This is a genomic window from Streptomyces canarius (assembly GCF_014650735.1).
GTDB classification, from domain to species: Bacteria; Actinomycetota; Actinomycetes; order Streptomycetales; family Streptomycetaceae; genus Streptomyces; species Streptomyces olivaceoviridis.
This window is the reverse complement of the sequence record NZ_BMVN01000011.1, coordinates 201858-221888: the sequence shown is the minus strand read 5'-3', so window position 1 is coordinate 221888 and position 20031 is coordinate 201858. Positions and strand designations below refer to the sequence as shown.

Sequence of the window (20031 nt, the reverse complement as noted above, 5' to 3'; positions counted from 1 at the left end):
ACGGGGCCTCGCGGGGCCGGAAGTTCGTCACCGGCCTCCCCTGGCGTGCCGGGCCAGCTGGCGCAGGGCCTCGGCGAACTCCTCGGCCACCCGGCGCACGGTCGCGGTGTCGTGGACGCCGGGCCGGTGGTGCCAGGTGAAGGCGAGCCGGCCGTGCTGCACCGCGCCCACCACCTCCAGCAGGTGCGAGCCGGGGTCCCGGGGGTCGTGGTCCTGCCCGAGGGAGCCGTGTTCGGTCCGGACCAGGCCGCCCGACGCGGTCTCGGGGCGGGCGTCCCACTGGCCGAGGTAGTTGAACACCACCTGGCTGTGCGCGCTGCCGCCGAGGCGTTCGCGGACCTCGGACGGGCCGAAGGTGCGCAGCGCGCCGAAGCCGATGCCGTTGCCGGGTACGGCGCGCAGTTGGCGGCGCACCGACTTCACCAGGGACCGCCAGTCGCGGTCGGGACCGAGGTCGCCGGGGTCGGGCACCTGGACGGCGATCGGGTAGACGGTGGTGAACCAGCCGACGGTGCGGGACAGGTCGACCCCGTCGAGCAGGTCCTCGCGGCCGTGGCCCTCCAGGTCCAGGCGGACCCGGTCGTGTCCGGTCCAGCGGGCCAGCGCCAGGGTGAGGGCGGCGAGCAGCACGTCGTTGACCCGGGTGCGGTAGGCGGTGGGTGCCGAGCGCAGCAGGGCCGTGGTGTCCTCCTCACCGAGTTCCACGCTCACCGTGGCGGCCGGTCCGGCGGCGGTGGGCGCGGGTGGCGCGGGGTCGGTGTCCACCGCCTGTTCCCAGTACGGCAGTTCGTGATCGAGGCCGCCCTCGGCGACGTACCCGGCGAGTCCCCGCGACCACGCGCGGAAGCTGGTGCCGCGCTCCCCCAGCGTGACCGGTCGGCCCTCAAGGGCCTGCTGGTAGGCGGTTTCCAGGTCGTCTCGCAGGATGCGCCAGGAGACGGCGTCCACGACCAGGTGGTGGGCGACGAGGAGGAGGAACGCGGGCCGCTCCGGCTCCCCGGTGAACAGGGCCGCGCGCAGGTGCGGGCCCCGGGCCAGGTCGAAGCTCGCGTGCAGTTCGTCGGCGGCCTTGGCCATGGCCGCGTCGGCCTCCTCGGCGGACAGCCCGGTCAGGTCGTGCCGGACGAGGATGCCAGGGCCGGCGGCGGGCGGCGGGTTGAACTGGTGCCAGCCGTCCGCGTCCCGGGTGAACCGCATGCGCAGCGCGTCGTGGTGCTCCAGCAGCGCGTCCAGGGCGGCGCGCAGCGCCCGCGGGTCGGGGGTGCCGTGGAGTTCCAGCAGCGCCGACTGGTTGAAGTGGTGGTGGGCGGCGCGCGGGGTGGTCAGGAACCAGTCCTGGATCGGGGTGAGCGGCACGTCGCCGGTGACCGGGCCGTCCCCGGACCGCCGGGGCGCGGCGCGGACCACGGTGGCGAGTTCGGCCACGGTCTGGTGCGTGAACAGGTCGCGCGTGGCCATGTGCAGGCCGTCGCGGCGCAGCCGGGAGACGACCTGCATGCTCAGGATGGAGTCGCCGCCGAGTGCGAAGAAGTTGTCGTCGGCACCCACCTCCTCGATGCCCAGCACATCGGCCCAGATCCGGGCGATCCGGCGTTCGGTGTCGGTGCGCGGCGCCGTCTTCGGGCCGTCCGCGTACTGCGCGGGCCCGGGTGCGGGCAGGGCCCGCCGGTCCGTCTTGCCGTTCGGGGAGAGCGGCAGCCGGTCGAGCGGTACGAAGACGGACGGCACCATGTGCGGGGGCAGCAGCCCGGCCAGGTGCAGCCGCACCTCCCCGACGGGCAGCCGCACCTCACCACCGGTACGCCCGGCGCTGGAAGGAGCAGCGGCGGACGGACCGACAGCGGACCGATCGGCTGCCGACGAATCGGGGGCGGACGGATCAGCGGCCGGCGCGTCGGCAGCGGGCTGCCCCTCCGCCGGAACCACGTAGGCGACCAGCCGGGCCGGCGCGTCCGGCGTTTCCCCCGCGCGTACGACGACGACCGCGTCCCGCACCAGCGGGCTGCGCCGCAGCGCGCTCTCGATCTCGCCGGGCTCGATGCGGAAGCCGCGTAGCTTGACCTGGTCGTCGGCGCGTCCGGCGAACCGGAGCCGGCCGTCGGCGGTCCAGCGGACCAGGTCCCCGGTGCGGTACATCCGCTCCCCCGGCGCGCCGAACGGGTCGGCGACGAACCGCCGGGCGGTGAGTCCCGGCCGGCCCAGGTAGCCCCGGGCGAGTCCGGGCCCGGTGAGGTACAGCTCCCCGGTCACGCCGGGCGGTACGGGACGCAGGGCGGCGTCGAGCACGCGGACGCGGATGCCGCCGGCGGGGCGGCCGATGGGCGGGGCGCCGGTGCCGGGGGTGAGCGGGCCGGTCCAGGTGGCGACGACGGTGGCCTCGGTCGGCCCGTAGGAGTTGATCATCCGGCGGCCGGGGGCCCAGGTGTCGACCAGGTCGGCCGGGCATGCCTCGGCGCCCACGATGAGCGTGCGCAGGTGGGGCAGGGCGGCGGCGGTCTCCGACGGGACGGTGGCCAGCGCGGCCGGGGGGATCAGGGTGTGGCTGACGCGCCGTTCGGCGAGCACCTCCGCCAGTCGCTCGCCGACCAGCGGCCCCTCCTCGCCGGTGACCAGCGCGGCCCCGCTGAGCAGGGAGACGCACAGCTCCAGCACGGAGGCGTCGAAGCTGGGCGAGGCGAACTGGAGGACCCGGTCGCCGGGGCCCGCCGCGTACTGTTCGGTGGCCGCCGCGGCGAAGGAGGCGAGGCCGCGGTGGGTGACCACCACGCCCTTGGGGGTGCCGGTGGAGCCGGAGGTGTAGATGACGTAGGCGGGGTGGGCGGGGGTGAGCGGCGCGGTGCGGTCGGTGTCCGTGGGTGCCGTGTCCGGCCCGTCGGCGGCCCACACCTCGGCCGGGTCGCCGAGGACCAGGTGGGCGCCGGCGTCCCGGATCATGAACTCCCTGCGCTGCGGCGGGTAGTCGGGGTCCACGGGCAGGAAGGCGCCCCCGGCCTTGGTGACGGCGAGCTGGGCCACGACCGTCGCCGCCGAGCGGGGCAGCGCCAGGGCGACCACGCGCTCCGGTCCGACGCCGTCCCGCACGAGCCGGTGGGCCAGCCGGTTGGCCGCCCGGTCCACCTCCGCGTAGGTCAGCTCCCGCTCGCCGTCGACCAGCGCCACCGCGTCCGGGGTACGGGCCGCCTGTCGCTCGAACAGGGCGGGCAGGGTCGTCTCGGGTACCGGGCGGAAGCTGCCGAGGCCCTGGTCCAGCAGGGTCTTCAGCTCGTCGTCGGAGGTGAGCGGCAGGGTGCCGAGCGGACGGTCGGGGTCCTCGGCGACGGCGTGCAGCAGGGTGCCGAGCTGTCCGGCCATCCGGTCGGCGGTGGCCGGGTCGAACAGGTCGGTGTTGTAGGTGAGCAGGCCGTGCAGGGCTCCGTCGTCGGTCTCGGCGAACTCCAGGGTCAGGTCGAACGCGGCCTGCTCCGACTCCGGTTCGACGTCGGTGACGTCCAGGCCGGGCAGGTCGAGACCGGCGGCCGGGGTGTTCTGGAGGACGACCATGACCTGGAAGAGGGGGCTGCGGCTGGTGTCGCGGACCGGGTCCACCTCGTCCACGATCCGTTCGAACGGCACGTCCTGGTGGGCGAAGGCGTCGAGGACGGTCTGCCGTACGGCGGTGAGGAACCCGCTGAAGGGCTCCTCGGCCCCGGCCCGGGAGCGCAGCACGAGGGTGTTGACGAAGAACCCGACGAGTCCTTGCGTCTCGGGCCGGTCGCGGCCGGAGGTGACGGTGCCGACGGCGATGTCCTCGGCGCCGGAGAGCCGGGCTAGGTATGCCTGGGCGGCGGCGACGAGCGTGGTGAACAGGGTGGTGCCGTGGTCGCGGGCGAGCCGGGTCAGCCGCCGGACGGTCCGGGCGGGCACCATCAGCCGGGTGGTGGCGCCGGCGCTGGTCCGCACTGGCGGCCGGGGCCGGTCGGTGGGCAGTTCCAGCGGTGCCGTGTCGGCCAACTGCCGCTTCCAGTAGGCGAGGTGCTCGCCGGAGTCGGTGTCCCCGGTGCCGCGCTGCCAGCGCGCGTAGTCCGCGTACTGCACGGGCAGCGACGGCAACTCCGCTTGTACGCAGCCGAGTTCGGCGCGGTAGAGATGGGCGAGGTCGCCGAGCATGACGGAGGTGGACCAGCCGTCGGTGACGATGTGGTGCAGGGTGACCGTGAGGACGTGGTCGTCCCCGGCCAGCCGGATCAGGCCGGTGCGCAGCAGCGGGCCCTCACGCAGGTCGAAGGGGCGGGACCGCTCCTCGGCGAGCAGCCCGCGCAGGGCGGAGACGGGGTCGGCGGTCTGTGCCAGGTCGCGCACGGGCAGCGGCACGGCGTGGGGCGGGTGGACGCGCTGTACGCCGTGCCCGTCGACGCTGTCGAAGGTGGTGCGCAGCGACTCGTGCCGGGCCACCAGGGCGGTCAGGGCCGCGCGGAGAGCGCCGGTGTCCACGGTGCCGCGCAGCCGGAGGGCGAGCGCGGTCACGTACTCGGCACCGCCGGGCGCGAACTCCTCCAGGAACCAGAGGCGTTGCTGGGCGTACGACATCGGCGCGGCCCCGTCCCGGCCGGCCGGGGCGATCGCCGACCGGCCGGTGCCCCGCCGGGCGTCGAGCAGCCGGGCCAGTCCCGCCGGGGTGGGGTGGGTGAACACCGCGCGCGGGGTGACGTCGGTGTCGAAGGTCTCGGCGAGGCGGGAGGCGAGCCGGATGCTGAGGATCGAGTCGCCGCCGAGCTGGAAGAAGTCGTCCTCCGCACCGGGCGGTTCGCTGCCCAGCACCTCGCCGAAGACGGCCGCCGTGCGGCGCTCGGCCTCGGTGCGGGGCTCGACGCGGGCGCGCCCCGGCAGGGCTTCCGGCGCGGGCAGGGCCGCGCGGTCGACCTTGCCGTTGCGGCTGAGCGGGAGGGCGGTGAGCGGGACGACGGCACCGGGGACGAGGTAGTCGGGCAGGGTGCGGGCGGCGAAGTCGCGCAGCTCCTCGCCGTCCTGTCCGGCCGGTCCGACGACGTAGGCGACGAGCCGTTTGGCGCCGGGCCGGTCCTCGCGGGCCAGCACGGCCACGTCCACGACGCCCGGGTGGGCGGCGAGGGCGGCCTCGACCTCGCCGGGCTCCACCCGGAAGCCCCGGATCTTCACCTGGTCGTCGGCGCGGCCCAGGAACTCGACGGTGCCGTCCGGCCGCCGCCGGGCCAGGTCGCCGGTGCGGTACATCCTGGCGCCGGGCGGGCCGTAGGGGTCGGCGAGGAAGCGGGCCGCGGTGTCGCCGGGGCGGCCCAGATAGCCGCGGGCGACGCCCTCGCCGGCGACGTACAGCTCACCGGGGCAGCCCGGCGGTACGGGGCGCAGCCGGGCGTCGAGGACGTGCACCCGCATGTCGTCGAGCGGGCGGCCGATGGGGACGGTGCCGGGCACGGCCGCCGGGTCGGTGAGGGCGCAGGAGGTCGCGAAGGTGGTGGTCTCGGTGGGGCCGTAGCCGTCCACGACGGTCAGGCCGGGGCAGGCGGCCAGCACCCGGCGCACGGCCTGGGCGGGGACGACGTCACCGCCGGTCCACACCTGCGCGAGGCCCCGGAAGCAGTCGGGGGCGTCCTGGGCCAGCAGCCGGAACAGTCCGGCGGTCAGCCACAGCGCCGTCAGCTCGCCGTCGGCGGCCAGCCGGCGCACCAGGGCCGCGTCCACGCCGCCGGCCGGGGCCACGACCACGCAGCCGCCGTTCACCAGCGGTGCCCACACCTCGAAGGTGGACGCGTCGAACGCCACCGGGGAGTGCAGCAGCACCCGCGCGCACACCCCGTCGGCGAACCGGCTGTCGGTGGCGAGCGCCGCCACGTCCCGGTGCCGTACGGCGACCGCCTTGGGCAGGCCGGTGGAGCCGGAGGTGAACATCACGTACGCCAGCCGGTCGGGGTCGGCGGCCGGTGTGCGCCCGTGCTCGGCGCCGACGCCGGTGCGGGCGGCGGCCACCTCGGCCGGGGTGAGCCGGACGGTCGCACCCGCCTGGGCGAGGAGGGTGCGGCGGCGCTCCTCGGGCGCCCGGGTGTCGACGGGGACGTAGGCGCCGCCGGCCATGAGCACCGCGAGCTGGGCGACGACGAGTTCGGCGGAGCGGTCCACCAGCAGCGCCACCCGGTCCTCGGCCGCCAGCCCGCCGGCCACCAGCCGAGCCGCCAACCCCTCGGCCCAGCCGGCCAGTTGTCGGTACGTCAGCTGGCGCTCGCCGTCGCGGACCGCGATCGCGTCCGGGGTGCGGCGGGCCTGCTCGGCGAACAGGTCCACGGGGCTGCGCGGCGCGGCCGGGCGGGCGGGGGTGTTCCAGGCGGCCAGCAGGTCGCGGTCGGCCCGGGTGAGCAGGTCCAGGCCGGCCAGGTCGGTGTCGAACCCGTCGGCGAGGGAGGTGAGCAGGGCGGCCAGCCGGTCGGCGGCGCGCTCGGCGGTCGCGGGGTCGAACAAGGCGGGGTCGTAGGCCAGGTCGAAGGCGAGCCGTTCGGCCAGGTGGGCGCGGAGGCACCAGGGGAAGGTGGTGGCGTCGTCGGCGCGCACCTCCTCGACGCGGACGCCGGTGCGGGCCGTGGCCGACTCGTCCACGGGGTAGTTCTCGAACACCACCATGCTGTCGAACAGCGGCTCGCCGGAGGGGACTTCACCGGCTGCCTGGATGCGGGGCAGGGCGAGGAAGTCGAAACGGCGGGCGTCGCTCTGCCGTTCCTGGAGCGCGCGCAGCCACGGCAGGACCGGCCCGGCCGGGACGCGGACGCGGGTCGGCACGGTGTTGATGAACATGCCGATCATGCCTTCGACGCCGGGCAGTTCGGCCGGACGGCCGGACACCGTGGTGCCGAACACCACGTCGTCCCGTCCGCCGGAGCGGGCCAGCAGCAGCGCCCAGGCGCCCTCCACGACGGTGTTGACGGTGAGCCCGGCGCGGGCGGCGCCCTCCCGCAGCCGGTGCGAGACCCGCGCGTCCAGTTCGTGATGGACGGCGGCGGCGGAGCGGGCGCGGTGGGCCTCGGCGGGCGTGCGGTCGTACGGCAGCGGGGTGCGGGCGGTGAACCCGGCCAGGGCGTCGGCCCAGTACCGTTCGGCGGCCTGCTCGTCCTGCTCGCGCAGCCAGTGCAGGAAGTCCGCGAAGGGCCGCCGTACCGGGGGTGCCGGGTCCGGGCCGCCGGTGAGGGCGGCGTAGCGTTCGCACACCTCGGTGAGCAGCTGCCCGGTGCTCCAGCCGTCGAGGACGATGTGGTGGGTCGACCAGAGCAGCAGCACCTCGTCGCCGGGCAGGGCGGCCAGGGTGAGGCGGGTCAGTGGCGCGGTGGTGAGGTCCATGCCCGCCGCGCGGTCCTCGGCGAGCAGCCGCTCGGTGGCCCGCGCGCGCCGCTGCGGTGTCAGCGCGCGCCAGTCGAGGTGGGTGACCGGCAGCTCGGCGCGCCGGTGGACCACCTGGACCGGGTGGGGCAGCCCCTGCCAGTGCACGCTGCTGCGCAGTGCCGGGGTGCGGTCGGCGACCTGCTGCCAGGCGGCGGCGAACGCGTGCGGGTCCGCCACGCCGGACAGGCGTACGGCCGTACGGTCGAAGTAGGCGTGCTCGGTGTCCACCAGGCCGTGGAAGAGCATGCCGGACTGGAGCGGGGAGAGCGGCAGGACGTCCTCGACCTGTCGGCCGGTGCCGACGAGCCGGTCCAGCCGGTCCTGACGGAGACCGGCGAGCGGGAAGTCGGAGGGGGTACGGCCGCCCGCTCCGGGACGGGCGCAGTGCGCCACGATGTCCCGCAGGGCTCCGAGCGTCTCGTCGGCGAGCCGGCGGACGGTGGCCTCGTCGTAGACCGCCGGCGGGTAGGTCCAGCCGAGTTCGAGGCGGCCCCGCTGGACCACTCCGGTGACGTCCAGCAGGTAGGGGCGGGGTTCGTCCGGGTCGGTGTCCCGGCCGGCCGGGGGCAGGGAGCCGCGCAGCAGCCCGTCCGTGCCGTCCGCGTCCCACTGGCCGTGGTAGTTGAAGCCGATGCGCGGGGTGGGGGCGCCGGTGAGGGGGCTGTCGGGCAGGAGGTGGCGCAGGGCGCCGTGGCTCAGGCCGCGCAGCGGCACCGCGCGCAGCTGTTCCTTGACCGAGCGGAGGGTGTCGTGCCAGCCGGCGTCCGGGTCGACGCGCAGGGCGAGCGGGAACTCGGCGGTGAACCAGCCGACGGTCCGCGCCAGGTCGAGGTCCGCGAACAGGTCCTCCCGGCCGTGTCCCTCCACGCCGAGCAGGACGGTGTCGCGCCCGCACCAGCGGGCCAGGGTGCGGCCGAGGGCGCTGAGCAGGACGTCGTTGACCTGGGTGCGGTAGACCTCCGGGACCTGCCGCAGCAGGGCGTCGGTCGTCGCCGCGTCCAGCGTGACGGTGAGGGTGGCGGCGGTGCCGTGGGTGTGGGGGCCGGGCCGTCCGGCGGGCAGCCCGGCCGGGGCCGTGCCGGTGCGCGTCCAGTACGGCAGGTCCGCGTCCAGGGCGCCGGAGCGGGTGTGCCGGTCGAGCCGGGCGGCCCAGGTGCCGTAGGAGGTGCCCGTGGCGGGCAGCTCGACGGGCCGGCCGGCCGCCGCCGCCCCGTGGGCGGTCTCCAGGTCGGCGAGCAGGATGCGCCATGACACACCGTCGATCACCAAGTGGTGCGCGGTGATCACGAGTTGGCCGTCCCGCCGTGGGCCCCGGTCGAAGAACAGGACGCGGACGACCCGGCCCGCGACGGGGTCGAGCGCGGCCTGCGCCTCCTCCGTGATCCGCTGGACCTCGCCCTCCAGCGCGGCGTCGTCCAGCCCGGCGACGTCGTGCCGGGTGAAGACGGCGTCCGGGGCCTCGGGCAGCACCTCCTGGCGCCAGCCGTCGGCGGTGCGGCGGAAGCGGGTGCGCAGGGCGGCGTGGTGGTGGACGAGGGCGTCGACGGCGGCCCGCAGCGCCGGCCCGTCCGTGCCGGCGGCGAGTTCCAGCCGCTGGGTCATGGTGAACCGGAGCCGCTGTCCGGGGTCGCGGCCGTCCAGGTACCAGTGCTGGATCGGCGTCAGCGGCGCCTCGCCGGTCTCCTCCGTGGGGGCGGGGCTCGGAGCGGACTCCCTTACACGCAAGGCGAGTTCGGCGACCGTCTGGTGGCGGAAGACGTCCTTGGTGGTGAGGGCGAGTCCGGCCTGCCGGGCGCGGGAGACGATCTGGATGCTCAGGATGGAGTCGCCGCCGAGCGCGAAGAAGTTGTCGCGGGCGCCGACCCGTTCGACGCCGAGCACGTCCGCCCAGATCGCGGCCAGGCACTCCTCCGTGCCGGGCCGGGGGGTGACGTACGGGGTGGTGCTGTCGGGCTGCGCGGGCGGGGCGGGCAGTGCGCGCCGGTCGGTCTTGCCGCTGGTGGTGCGGGGGATGCGGGCCAGCGGGACGAACGCGGCGGGCACCATGTGGTCGGGCAGGGTACGGCGCAGGGCGAGCCGCAGGTCGTCGGCGGATGGCGTCCGGCCGGCGGTCGGCACCACATAGCCGACGAGCATGGGGCGGCCGGCGTGTTCGCGTGCGGCGACCGCGGCGTCGGCGACGTCCGGGTGGTCCAGGAGGGCGGCCTCCACCTCGCCGGGCTCTATGCGGAACCCGCGGATCTTGACCTGTTCGTCCACCCGGCCCAGGAACTCCAGCAGCCCGTCCCGGTCCCAGCGGACCCGGTCCCCGGTGCGGTACATCCGCTCCCCCGGCGCCCCGAACGGGTCGGCGAGGAAGCGGGCGGCGGTGAGGCCGGGCCGGTTCAGATACCCGCGGGCCACCTGGGCCCCGGCCAGGTACAGCTCGCCGGGCACGCCGGGCGGCACCGGGCGCAGGGCGCCGTCGAGGACGTAGGCGCGGAGGTTGCCGCCGGGGCGGCCGATGACCGGGCGGTCGGGCCGGTCGGCGAAACGGCCGTAGACGGCGTCGACGGTGCACTCGGTGGGGCCGTACATGTTGTACACGGTCACGCCCGACCGTCGTTCGGCCTGGACGAGTTCGCGCCAGTCCGCCGGGGTGACGCCCTCGCCGCCGACGAGCAGCAGGCGGGGGTGGTGGCGGCCGGGGGCGAGCAGCCCGGCGGCGGTCAGTTCGCGCAGGAAGGACGGGGTGACGTTCACCAGGTCGAGGCGGTGGCCGGCGACCTGGGCGCAGAAGGCCTGCGGGTCCAGGCGTACGTCCTCGTCGACGAGGTGCACCTCGTGGCCGAGGGCGAGGAGCAGCGGCCCTTCCCAGGAGGTGTCGAAGGAGAAGGAGGCGCTGAGCGCGGCCCGCAGCCGCCGGCCGCCGTCGGTGTGCGGGGCGAGCAGGCCCGCCCGGTGGTCGTGGCAGAGGTTGACGAGCTGCCGGTGCTCGACGGCGACGCCCTTGGGGCGGCCGGTGGAGCCGGAGGTGTAGACGATGTACGCGGTGTGCTCGGGCAGCAGGGGCCGGACCCGGTCGGCGTCGGTCGGGTCGTGGGCGGGGAGCCGTTCCCAGGGCACGTCGTCGAGGCCGGTCAGCAGGGTGTGCGGCCGGGCGTCGCGGAGGAGGAGGTCCGTTCGCTCCTTCGGGAGCCCGGGGTCCAGGCAGAGCAGGGTCGCGCCCGCCTTGAGGACCGCGAGCACCGCCACCACCAGGTCGGAGGTGCGCGGGAGCCGTACGGCGACCACGTCCTCGGGGCCGGCGCCCCGGGCGGTGAGGTGGTGGGCCAGCCGGTTGGCGCGCTCGTTCAGCGCGGCGAAGTCCAGGGTGGTGTCGCGGGCCACCAGCGCGGTGTGGTGCGGGGTGCGGGCGGCTTGGTCCTCGAACAGGGCGGGGAAGGTGGTGTCCGGCTCGGGCAGCCGGGCGCCCTGCCCGTACCGCAGCACCTGGCGCCGTTCGCCGTCGGTCATCAGCGGCAGGCGGCCCACGGCCCGCTCCGGGTCCTCGGCGGCGGCCTCCAGCAGGACGCGGAGCCGGGCGGCCAGGCGTTCGGCGGTGCCGGTGTCGAAGAGCCCGGTGTTGTACTCCAGGTAGCCGGTGAGCCCGCCGTCGGTCTCCGTGAAGTCGAAGGCGAGGTCGAAGGTGGCGTTGCGGACCGGCGGGGTCACCGGCTCCACCGCCAGGCCGGGGAGCCGGGGCGGTTCGGCGCCGAGGTTGTGCAGGGCGACCATGACCTGGAACAGCGGGGTGCGGCTGGTGTCCCGCTCGGGCTGGAGGGCGTCCACCACGCGCTCGAAGGGCACCTCCTGGTGGGCGAACGCCTCCAGGACGGTGTCGCGCACCTCGGCCAGCAGTTCCCGGAAGGGCAGTTCGGGGCGGACCCGGGCGCGCAGCACCAGTGTGTTGACGAACATGCCGACCAGGTCGTGCAGTTCGGGCCGTTCCCGGCCCGCGGTGACCGTGCCGACGGTGACGTCCTCCTGGCCGGCCCAGCGGGCGAGCAGGACCTGGCAGGCGGCCACGAGTGTCATGTAGAGGGTGGCGTCGGCCTCCCGGCCCCGCTCGCGCAGCCGCTCGGTCAGCGCGGCGGGCAGGGTGAAGGTCACCAGGGCGCCGTCGCGGGTGCGGACGGCCGGGCGCGGCCGGTCGGTGGGCAGCTCCAGCGGGGTCACCCCGTCCAGCGCGCCGCGCCAGAAGTCCAGTTCGGCTTCGGTCCGCTCGGCGCGGGCGCGCTGCCAGGAGGCGTAGTCGGCATAACGGACCGGCAGGGCGGGCAGGTCGGGACGGCGGTCCTCCAGGGCCGCCGCGTACAGCTCGCCCAGGTCCCGGGCCAGCACACCGGCGGACCAGCCGTCCGTGACGATGTGGTGCAGGGCGAGGACGAGGACGTGCTCGTGGGCGGCGCACCGGACCAGGCGGACCCGGAACAGCGGGCCGGTGGCCAGGTCGAAGGGGGTGGCGGCCTCGCCCTCCAGGAGGGCGTCCAGGGTGCTTTCGGTACCGGCGCCCATGGCGGTGGTGTCCGCGAGGTCGTCCACCCGCAGGTCCACGGGGCGCGCCGGGTGGACCGACTGCCGGGCCTGGCCGTCCTGTTCGGTGAAGGTGGTGCGCAGGGCGTCGTGCCGGGCGACCAGGCCGTCCAGGGCGGTGCGCAGGGCGGCGGTGTCGAGCGGGCCGCGCAGCCGTAGCACGGACAGGGTCGTGTACTCGGTGCTGCCCGGCTCGAACCGGTCGAGGAACCACAGGCGTTGCTGGGCGTACGACAGGGGCGCCGGGGTGTCCGGGTCGGTGGCCGGGATGCTGTCGGCGGTGCCGCCGTACCGGGGCTCGCCCAGCGCCGCCGCGAGGGCGGACAGCGTGGAGTGGGTGAACAGCAGCCGGGGTGAGACGTCCGTGCCGAAGGCGGCGCGCAGCCGGGAGGTGACGCGGACGGCGAGGATGGAGTCGCCGCCGAGGGCGAAGAAGTCGTCGTCGGCGCCGACTTCCCCGGTGTCCAGGACGTCCGCCCACGCGGCGGCGACCAGCCGCTCGGCCGGGGTGCGCGGCGGGGTCCGCGTGCCGTCGGCGGCGAAGCCGTCGGGGCCGGGCGCGGGCAGGGCGCGCCGGTCGAGCTTGCCGTTGACGGTGAGCGGCAGCGCGGCCATCGGCACATAGGCGGCCGGGACCATGTGCGCGGGCAGCACCCCCTCCAGGTACCGGCGGAGTTCGGCGGCGGGCGGCGGCACGGCGCGGTCGCCGCTGCCGGTGCCGACGACGTGGGCGACCAGTCTGCGGGTCCCGGCGGAGTCCTCGTACACGCCGACGGCGGCGGCGCCCACGCCCGGGTGGCGGTGCAGGGCGGCCTCGATCTCCCCCGGCTCGATGCGGTAGCCGCGGATCTTCACCTGCTGGTCGGCGCGGCCCAGGTACTCCAGGGTGCCGTCGGCCCGCCAGCGGGCCCGGTCGCCGGTGCGGTACATGCGCCTGCCGGGCCGGCCGAACGGGTCGGCGGGGAAGCGGGTCGCGGTGAGGCCGGGCCGGTCGAGGTAGCCGCGTGCCAGGCCCTCGCCGGCGACGAACAGCTCGCCGACGGCGCCCGGCGGAACCGGCTGGAGGGTGTCGTCGAGGACGTAGAGCCGCAGGTCGGGGATGCCGGTTCCGATGGGGCTCGCGGTGCCGGCGCGGGCCGCCCGGTGGTCCAGCGCGGCATAGGTGACGTGCACGGTGGTCTCGGTGATGCCGTACATGTTCACCAGGCGGGGCGCGGTGTCCGGGTGGCGGGCGTACCAGTCGCCGAGCCGGCTCACGTCCAGCGCCTCGCCGCCGAAGATCACCGTGCGCAGCGCCAGCCGGGCACCGACGTCGGGCAGTTCGGCGTCGGCGCGGATCAGCGGGTAGAAGGCGGAGGGGGTCTGGTTGAGGACGGTGACCTGTTCGTCGGCGAGCAGGCGCAGGAAGTCCTCCGGGGAGCGGGCGGTGTCCTCGGGGACGATGACGAGCCGGCCGCCGTGCAGCAGCGGGCCCCACAGCTCCCACACCGAGAAGTCGAAGGCGTAGGAGTGGAACAGGGTCCACACGTCGTCGGGGCCGAAGCCGAACCAGGGCCGGGTGCGGGTGAACAGCCGGACGACGTTGGCGTGCGGGACGACGACGCCCTTGGGCCGTCCGGTGGAGCCGGAGGTGTAGATGGCGTACGCGGGGCTCTCCGGCAGCGCGCGGCGGCCCTGGCCGGCGGCCGGGCGGCGGGCCAGGTCGGCCCGGACGCCGGGGTCGTCCAGCCGCAGGACCGGCACGGGCGTCTCGACGGCGGTTCCCGTGGTGGTCACCAGCGTCACGGGGGCGGCGTCGGCGAGCAGGTCCCGGACGCGTTCGGCGGGCAGCGCGGGGTCGATGGGCAGGTAGGCGGCGCCGGTTCTGAGGACGGCGAGGACGGCCACGACGAGGTCGGTGGAGCGGGGCAGCGCGAGCGCCACGAACGTCTCCGGTCCGGCGCCGAGTTCGGCGAGCCGGTGGGCGAGCCGGCCGGAGCGCTCGTCCAGGGTGGCGTAGTCGAGCCGGTCGGCGCCGCAGGTGACGGCCTCTGCGTGGGGGGTGCGGGCGGCCTGGGCGGCGAAGAGGGCGTCCAGGGTGTCGGCGGGCCGGCCCTCCTCGGTGCCGTTCCAGTCGGCCAGCATCCGGCGCCGCTCCTCGGCGGTCGTCCAGGCGAGCGCGCGCACGGGCCGGCCGGGGTCGTCGGCGAGTTCCGTGAGCAGCAGGCACAGCCGGCCGGCGAGGGCGCGCACGGTCGTGGCGTCGAACAGGTCGGGGTCGTAGGCGAGGTCGAAGCCGAACCGCTCGCCCTGGTAGGCGCGCAGCACGAGGGCGTAGTTGGTGGCGTCGCGGGCGGAGACGTCCGCCAGGCGTATCCCGGAGGCGGCCGAACGGGCCTGGTCGAAGGGGTAGTTCTCGAAGGCCACCATGCTGTCGAACAGGGGGCTGCCGGCGGGCACGTCGCTCAGCGAGGTCAGCTCGGCGAGGGACACCGCCGCGTACCGCCGTGCCTCGGCCTGTGCCTCCTGGAGTTCCCGGAGCCAGGCGGCGGCGCTGCGGGCGCCGTCCACGCGGACGCGGGTGGGCAGGGTGTTGATGAACATGCCGACCATCGACTCGACGCCGGGCAGGTCGTCGGGGCGTCCGGAGACGGTGGTCCCGAACAGCACGTCCCGCTCGGCGCTGTAACGGGACAGCAGCAGCGCCCAGGCGCCCTGCACCACCGTGCCGAGGGTGAGTCCGGCCGCGCGGGCGGTGCGCGCCAGCCGGGCCGAGACCTCGTCGGAGAGCCCGGCCGTGTGCACGCCCGCGGAGCGGATCTCGTGGCCCGGGCGGCGGACGCGGTCGACGGGCAGCGGGGTGGGGGTGGCGAACCCGGCGAGGACGGTCCGCCAGTGCGTGTGCGCGGCCTCGGTGTCCTGGCCGGCCAGCCAGCGCACATAGTCGGCGAACGGCCGCCGTACCGGGGGCCGGGGCCCGGCGCCGGTGGTGAGCGCCGTGTACTCCTCGAAGACGTCGGTGAGCACCTGGGCCAGGCTCCAGCCGTCCAGGATCAGGTGGTGGGAGGTCCACAGCAACTGGAGCCGGGCCTCGGGCAGCCGGACGAGGGTGAGCCGCATCAGGGGGGCCGTGCCGAGGTCCAGGCCGCGCGCGAGGTCGTCGGCGCGCAGCCGGTCCAGCCGCTCGGCCCGCTCCCCCGCGTCCACGTCCCGCCAGTCCACCTGCTCCACGGGCACGGTGACCTGGCGGTGCACGACCTGGAGCGGCACCGGCACGTCCTCCCACACCACCGAGGTGCGCAGGGCGGGGGTGCGGTCGCTCACGCGCTGCCAGGCCAGGGCGAGGGCGTCGGGGTCGGTCACCCCGTCGAGCAGCAGCGCGGCCTGGTCGACGTACACGTCGTCCGGTCCGCCGACCAGCCGGTGGAAGAGCATGCCCTCCTGGAGCGGGGTGAGCGGCAGCAGGTCCTCCACGTCCCGGCCGTCCCCGGCCAGGCGGTCCACGCCGGCCTGGTCCAGGCGGGCCAGCGGGAAGTCGGAGGGGGTACGGCCGCCCGCGCCGGGCCGGGCGCAGTGCTCGGCGACGGCGGCGAGCGCGCGCACCATGCCGTCGGCCAACCGCCGTACGGTGTCCGCCCGGTGCACCTGGTCGCTGTAGTGCCAGGTGATCTCCAGCTCGCCGTCGGCCACCAGGGCGGAGACGTCCAGGAGGTGGTCCAGCGGCGCGCCGGGGTCCATGTCCCGGCCGGGCACGTCGGCGACGGGCGCGAAGTCCCCTCCGGCGGGCGCCTCCCACTGGCCGTGGTAGGTGAAGCACACCTGGGGCAGCGGGAGTTCACCGAGGGTTCTCGCTTCGGGCCGGGGCGACCCGAGGTGGCCCAGGGCCTGGTAGCCCAGACCGCGGCGGGGCACGGCGCGCAGCCGCTCCTTGACGGCCTTGAGCGTGGCCCCCCAGTCGCCGGGTCCCGCCGGGGTGAGGGTGACCGGGTACTGGGTGGTGAACCAGCCGACCGTGCGGGACAGATCGGCGCCCTCGGCCAGCTCTTCCTCCCGGCCGTGGCCCTCCAGGGCGACGGTCACCCGGTCCTCGCCCGTCCAGTCGGCCAGCACCCGGGCCAGCGCGCTCAGCAGCACGTCGTTGACCTGGGTGCGGTAGGCGCCCGGCACCCGCCGCAGCAGTGCCTCGGTGGTGGCGCGGTCCACCCGGGTGCGCACGGTGCGCACGGACCCGGCGAGCGGGGTGCCGGGGAGGTCGACGGGGAGCGGGGTGCGCGGCGGCGCGGTCTCCCGCGTCCAGTGCGGCAGGTCGTCGTCGAGGTCGCCGGCCCGCACCCGCTCGGCCAGCTCACGTGCCCAGTCGGCGAACGGGGTGTGCTCGGGCTCCGGCCGGGGTTCCTCCCCGGCCGCGGCCTGCCGGTAGGCCTGTGCCAGGTCGGCGAGCAGCACCCGCCAGGAGACGCTGTCGACGGCCAGGTGGTGGGCGGTGAGGAACAGCCGCGGACGTTCCCCGCCGGTGAGCAGGGCCGCGCGCAGCAGGGTTCCGCCGGCCGGGTCCAGGGCGGCGCGGGCGGCGTCGGCGGCCTCCTCGGGCGGGGTGCCGGGGCCGTACCGGGTCAGCGGTCCGGTGGCCGGGCCGGTCCCGGGGTGCTGCCGCCAGGTGTCCTTGGTGCGGGTGAAGCGGGCGCGCAGGGAAGGGTGTGCGTCCACCACGGCGTCCAGGGCCCGTTCCAGTGCCCGCTCGTCGAGGTCCTGGGGCAGGTCGAGCAGCATCGACATGCTGAAGTGCCGCAGCGGGCCGTGGGTGGCGAAGAACCACTCCTGGACCGGGGTGAGCGGGGCGGGCCCGTCCTCGTGCGGGCGCCGGGGCGCGGGCAGGTCGACGGTGCGGCGGGCCGCCGCTGCGGCCAGGTCGGCGACCGTCTGGTGCCGGAAGACGTCCTGCGAGCCGATCCTGAGGCCCGCCGCGCGGGCCCGGGAGACGGCCTGGATGCTCAGGATCGAGTCGCCGCCCAGTTCGAAGAAGTTGTCCGTGACGCCGACCCGGTCCACGCCGAGCACCTCGGCCCAGATGGCGGACAGGGTCTCCTCGTCGGGGGTGCGGGGAGCGACGGACTCCCGCTCGCCGGTGGTGACGCCGGGCGCGGGCAGGGCGCGGCGGTCCAGTTTGCCGCTGGTGGTCAGCGGCAGCGCGTCCAGCGGGGTGAAGGAGGACGGCACCAGCGCGTCGGGCAGCACCCGGCGCAGGGCCGCGCGCAGGTCGGCGGGGGCGGGCCGGGGCGCGCCGGGCGCGGGGACGACGTAGGCGGCGAGGCGGGCGTGGCCGTGCGCGTCGGGTACGGCGACGACCGCGGCGGCGGCGAGGCCGGGCAGCGCGAGCAGGGCGGCCTCGATCTCGCCGGGCTCGATGCGGTGGCCGCGCACCTTGACCTGGTCGTCGGCGCGTCCGAGGTAGTCCAGGCGGCCGTCGGGGGTCCAGCGGGCCAGGTCGCCGGTGCGGTACATGCGGGTGCCGGGCGGCCCGTAGGGGTCGGCGAGGAAGCGGGCGGCGGTCAGTCCGGGGCGGCCGGTGTAACCCCGGGCCAGCTGGGCGCCCGCGAGGTACAGTTCGCCGCCGACACCGGGCGGCACCGGCTGGAGCCGGTCGTCCAGCACATAGGCCCGCACCCCGGGCAGGGGGCGGCCGACCAGGGGGCGGTCGCCGCCGTCGATGCGGCAGGACAGCGCGTCGACCGTGCACTCGGTGGGGCCGTAGAAGTTGTGGGCGGTCACGCCGGGGTGGGCGGCCAGCTCGCGCCAGAGCGCGGGCCCGGCCGCCTCACCGCCGAGCATGAGCACCCGGGGGCGGTGCCGGGGGTCGGTGAGCAGCCCGGCGGGCAGCAGCTGGCGCAGGTAGGACGGGGTGACGTCGAGGAAGTCGACGCGGTGCTCGACGACGTACGCGACCAGGGCGGCCGGGTCCATCCGGGTCGTCTCGTCGACCAGGTGCAGCGGGTGGCCGTCGGCCATCAGCAGCACGCCTTCGAGGGAGGTGTCGAAGGAGAAGGACGCGGTGAGCGCGACCCGCAGCGGGCCGCCGCCCGCCTCGGCGACGAACCCGGCGCGGTGCGCGGCCAGCAGGTGCGCCGCCGAGCGGTGCGACACGGCGACGCCCTTGGGGCGGCCGGTGGAGCCGGAGGTGTGGATGACGTACGCGAGGTGGCCGGGGTCCAGCGGGGCGCGCCGGTCGGCGTCGGTGGGGTCGGTGTCGGGGAGGCCCGCGGGTACGGCGCGCAGGGCGGCCTCGTCCAGGACCAGGGCCGGGCGGGTGTCGTCCAGCAGGTACCGGACGCGCTCCTCGGGCAGGGCCGGGTCCAGCGGCAGGTAGCCGGCGCCGGACTTCCAGACGGCGAGGATCGCGGTGATCATGTCGGCGGTGCGCGGCAGGCGCAGCGCGACCAGCCGTTCGGGGCCGGCGCCGAGCGCGATGAGGTGGTGGGCGAGCCGGTTGGCGCGGGCGTTGAGGGTGGCGTAGTCCAGCCGTTCGCCGCCCGCGACGAGGGCGAGGGCGTCGGGGGTGCGGGCCGCGCGGCGCTCGAAGATCTCCGGGTGGGTGAGGTCGTCCACGGGGTGGTGCGGGCCGGTGCTCCAGTCGTGGACGACACGCCGTATCTCGTCCCCGGACAGCAGGGGCAGGCTGCCCAGCGGGCGGTCCGGTGCCTCGGCCGCGCCCTCCAGCAGGCGCAGCAGTTGGCCGGCGAGCCGCTCGGCCGTGGCCGGGTCGAACAGGTCGGTGCGGTACTCCAGCAGACCGGTCAGGCCCGCGCCGTCCGGCACGAACTCGATGCTCAGGTCGAAGGTGGCCGCCTGCCGGGGCACGGTGACCGGGGTGGTGGCGAGGCCGTGCGGGGCGGTCGCGGCGGGCGGCTCGGGGTGCAGCAGGACCATCACGTCGAACAGCGGGTTGCGGCCCGCCTCGCGGGGTGCGCCGACCGCCTCCACGATCCGCTCGAACGGCGTGTCGCCGTGTGCGAAGGCGTCGTTGACCGTGCCGGCCGTCGTGGCGAGCAGGTCGCGGAAGGAGCCGGACGCGTCCACCGGGGTGCGCAGGACGACGGTGTTCACGAAGAAGCCGACGGTCCATTCGAGGTCGGTGCGGGACCGGCCGGGGGTGAGGGAGCCGACCGTGATGTCGTCCTGGCCGGACCAGCGGGCCAGCAGGGCCTGGGTGGCGGCGACCAGGGCGGTGTGCAGGGTGCTGTGCTGTTCTCTGGCGAGGTCGCGCAGCCGCGCGGTGAGGGGGGCGGGGACGGTGAACGTGTGGACGGCGCCCGCGCCCGCCTCCTCGCCGCGCCGGGGCCGGTCCAGGGGCAGCTCGGGTGCCACCGCACCCGCCAACCGCTGTTTCCAGTGGGCGAGATGGCGTTCGAGGCGGGGCCCGGAGAGCTGTTCGCGCTGCCACGCCGCGAAGTCCGGGTACTGCGTGGCCACCGGGGGCAGTTCCGGGCGGGCACCCCGCGCGAGGGCGTCGTAGGCGGTGCACAGTTCGTCCAGGACCACGCCCATCGACCAGCCGTCCGTGACGATGTGGTGGGCCGTCAGCAGCAGGACGTGCGAGGCCGCCGCCTCGCGCAGCAGCAGGGCGCGCAGCAGCGGCCCGTGCCGCAGGTCGAAGGGGCGGGAGTACTCCGCGAGCAGGTCCGCGTCCAGGTCGCCGGCGTCCTGGACCGGCAGCGGCACCGGGCCCGCCGGACGGACGCGCTGCACCGGCCGGCCGTCGGTCTCCTCGAACGTGGTGCGCAGGGCCTCGTGCCGGGCGACGACGGCGGCGAGCGCCTCGCCGAGCGCCGTGTGGTCCAGCGCGCCGGTGAGCCGGACGGCGACCGCGCTGTTGTAGCGGGCGTCGCCGGGGCGCAGCCGGTCCAGGAACCACAGCCGCTGCTGCGCGGACGACAGCGGCAGCGGGCGGTCCCGGTCGGCGCGCGGGATGCCCTGCCGGGCGGCCGGGGCCGCGCCGCCGGCCCGTCCGGCGAGCCGCCGCCGCAGCGCTTCCCGCAGTTCCTCGGGCAGCGCCTCGGCACGGTCCCGCCTGGAGGGCCGTGCGGAGCCGGAGGGGTTCGAAGGGGTCGAAGACGTCATGGT

1 protein-coding gene is annotated in these 20031 nt (G+C 76.2%); it reads right to left on the bottom strand.

What is annotated here, in order from left to right; all coding sequences use genetic code 11:
- Positions 1–27 precede the first annotated feature (27 nt).
- On the bottom strand, positions 28–20028 hold the full coding sequence (locus IE294_RS18480) for a non-ribosomal peptide synthase/polyketide synthase (RefSeq protein ID WP_189887405.1): 20001 nt from the start codon (positions 20026–20028) through the stop codon (positions 28–30).
- Between the last annotated feature and the right edge of the window lie 3 nt (positions 20029–20031).

Bases quoted from the DNA above. Each gene is read 5' to 3' on its own strand.
- IE294_RS18480 (WP_189887405.1), bottom strand. From the start codon at position 20,028: ATGACGTCTTCGACCCCTTCGAACCCCTCCGGCTCCGCACGGCCCTCC.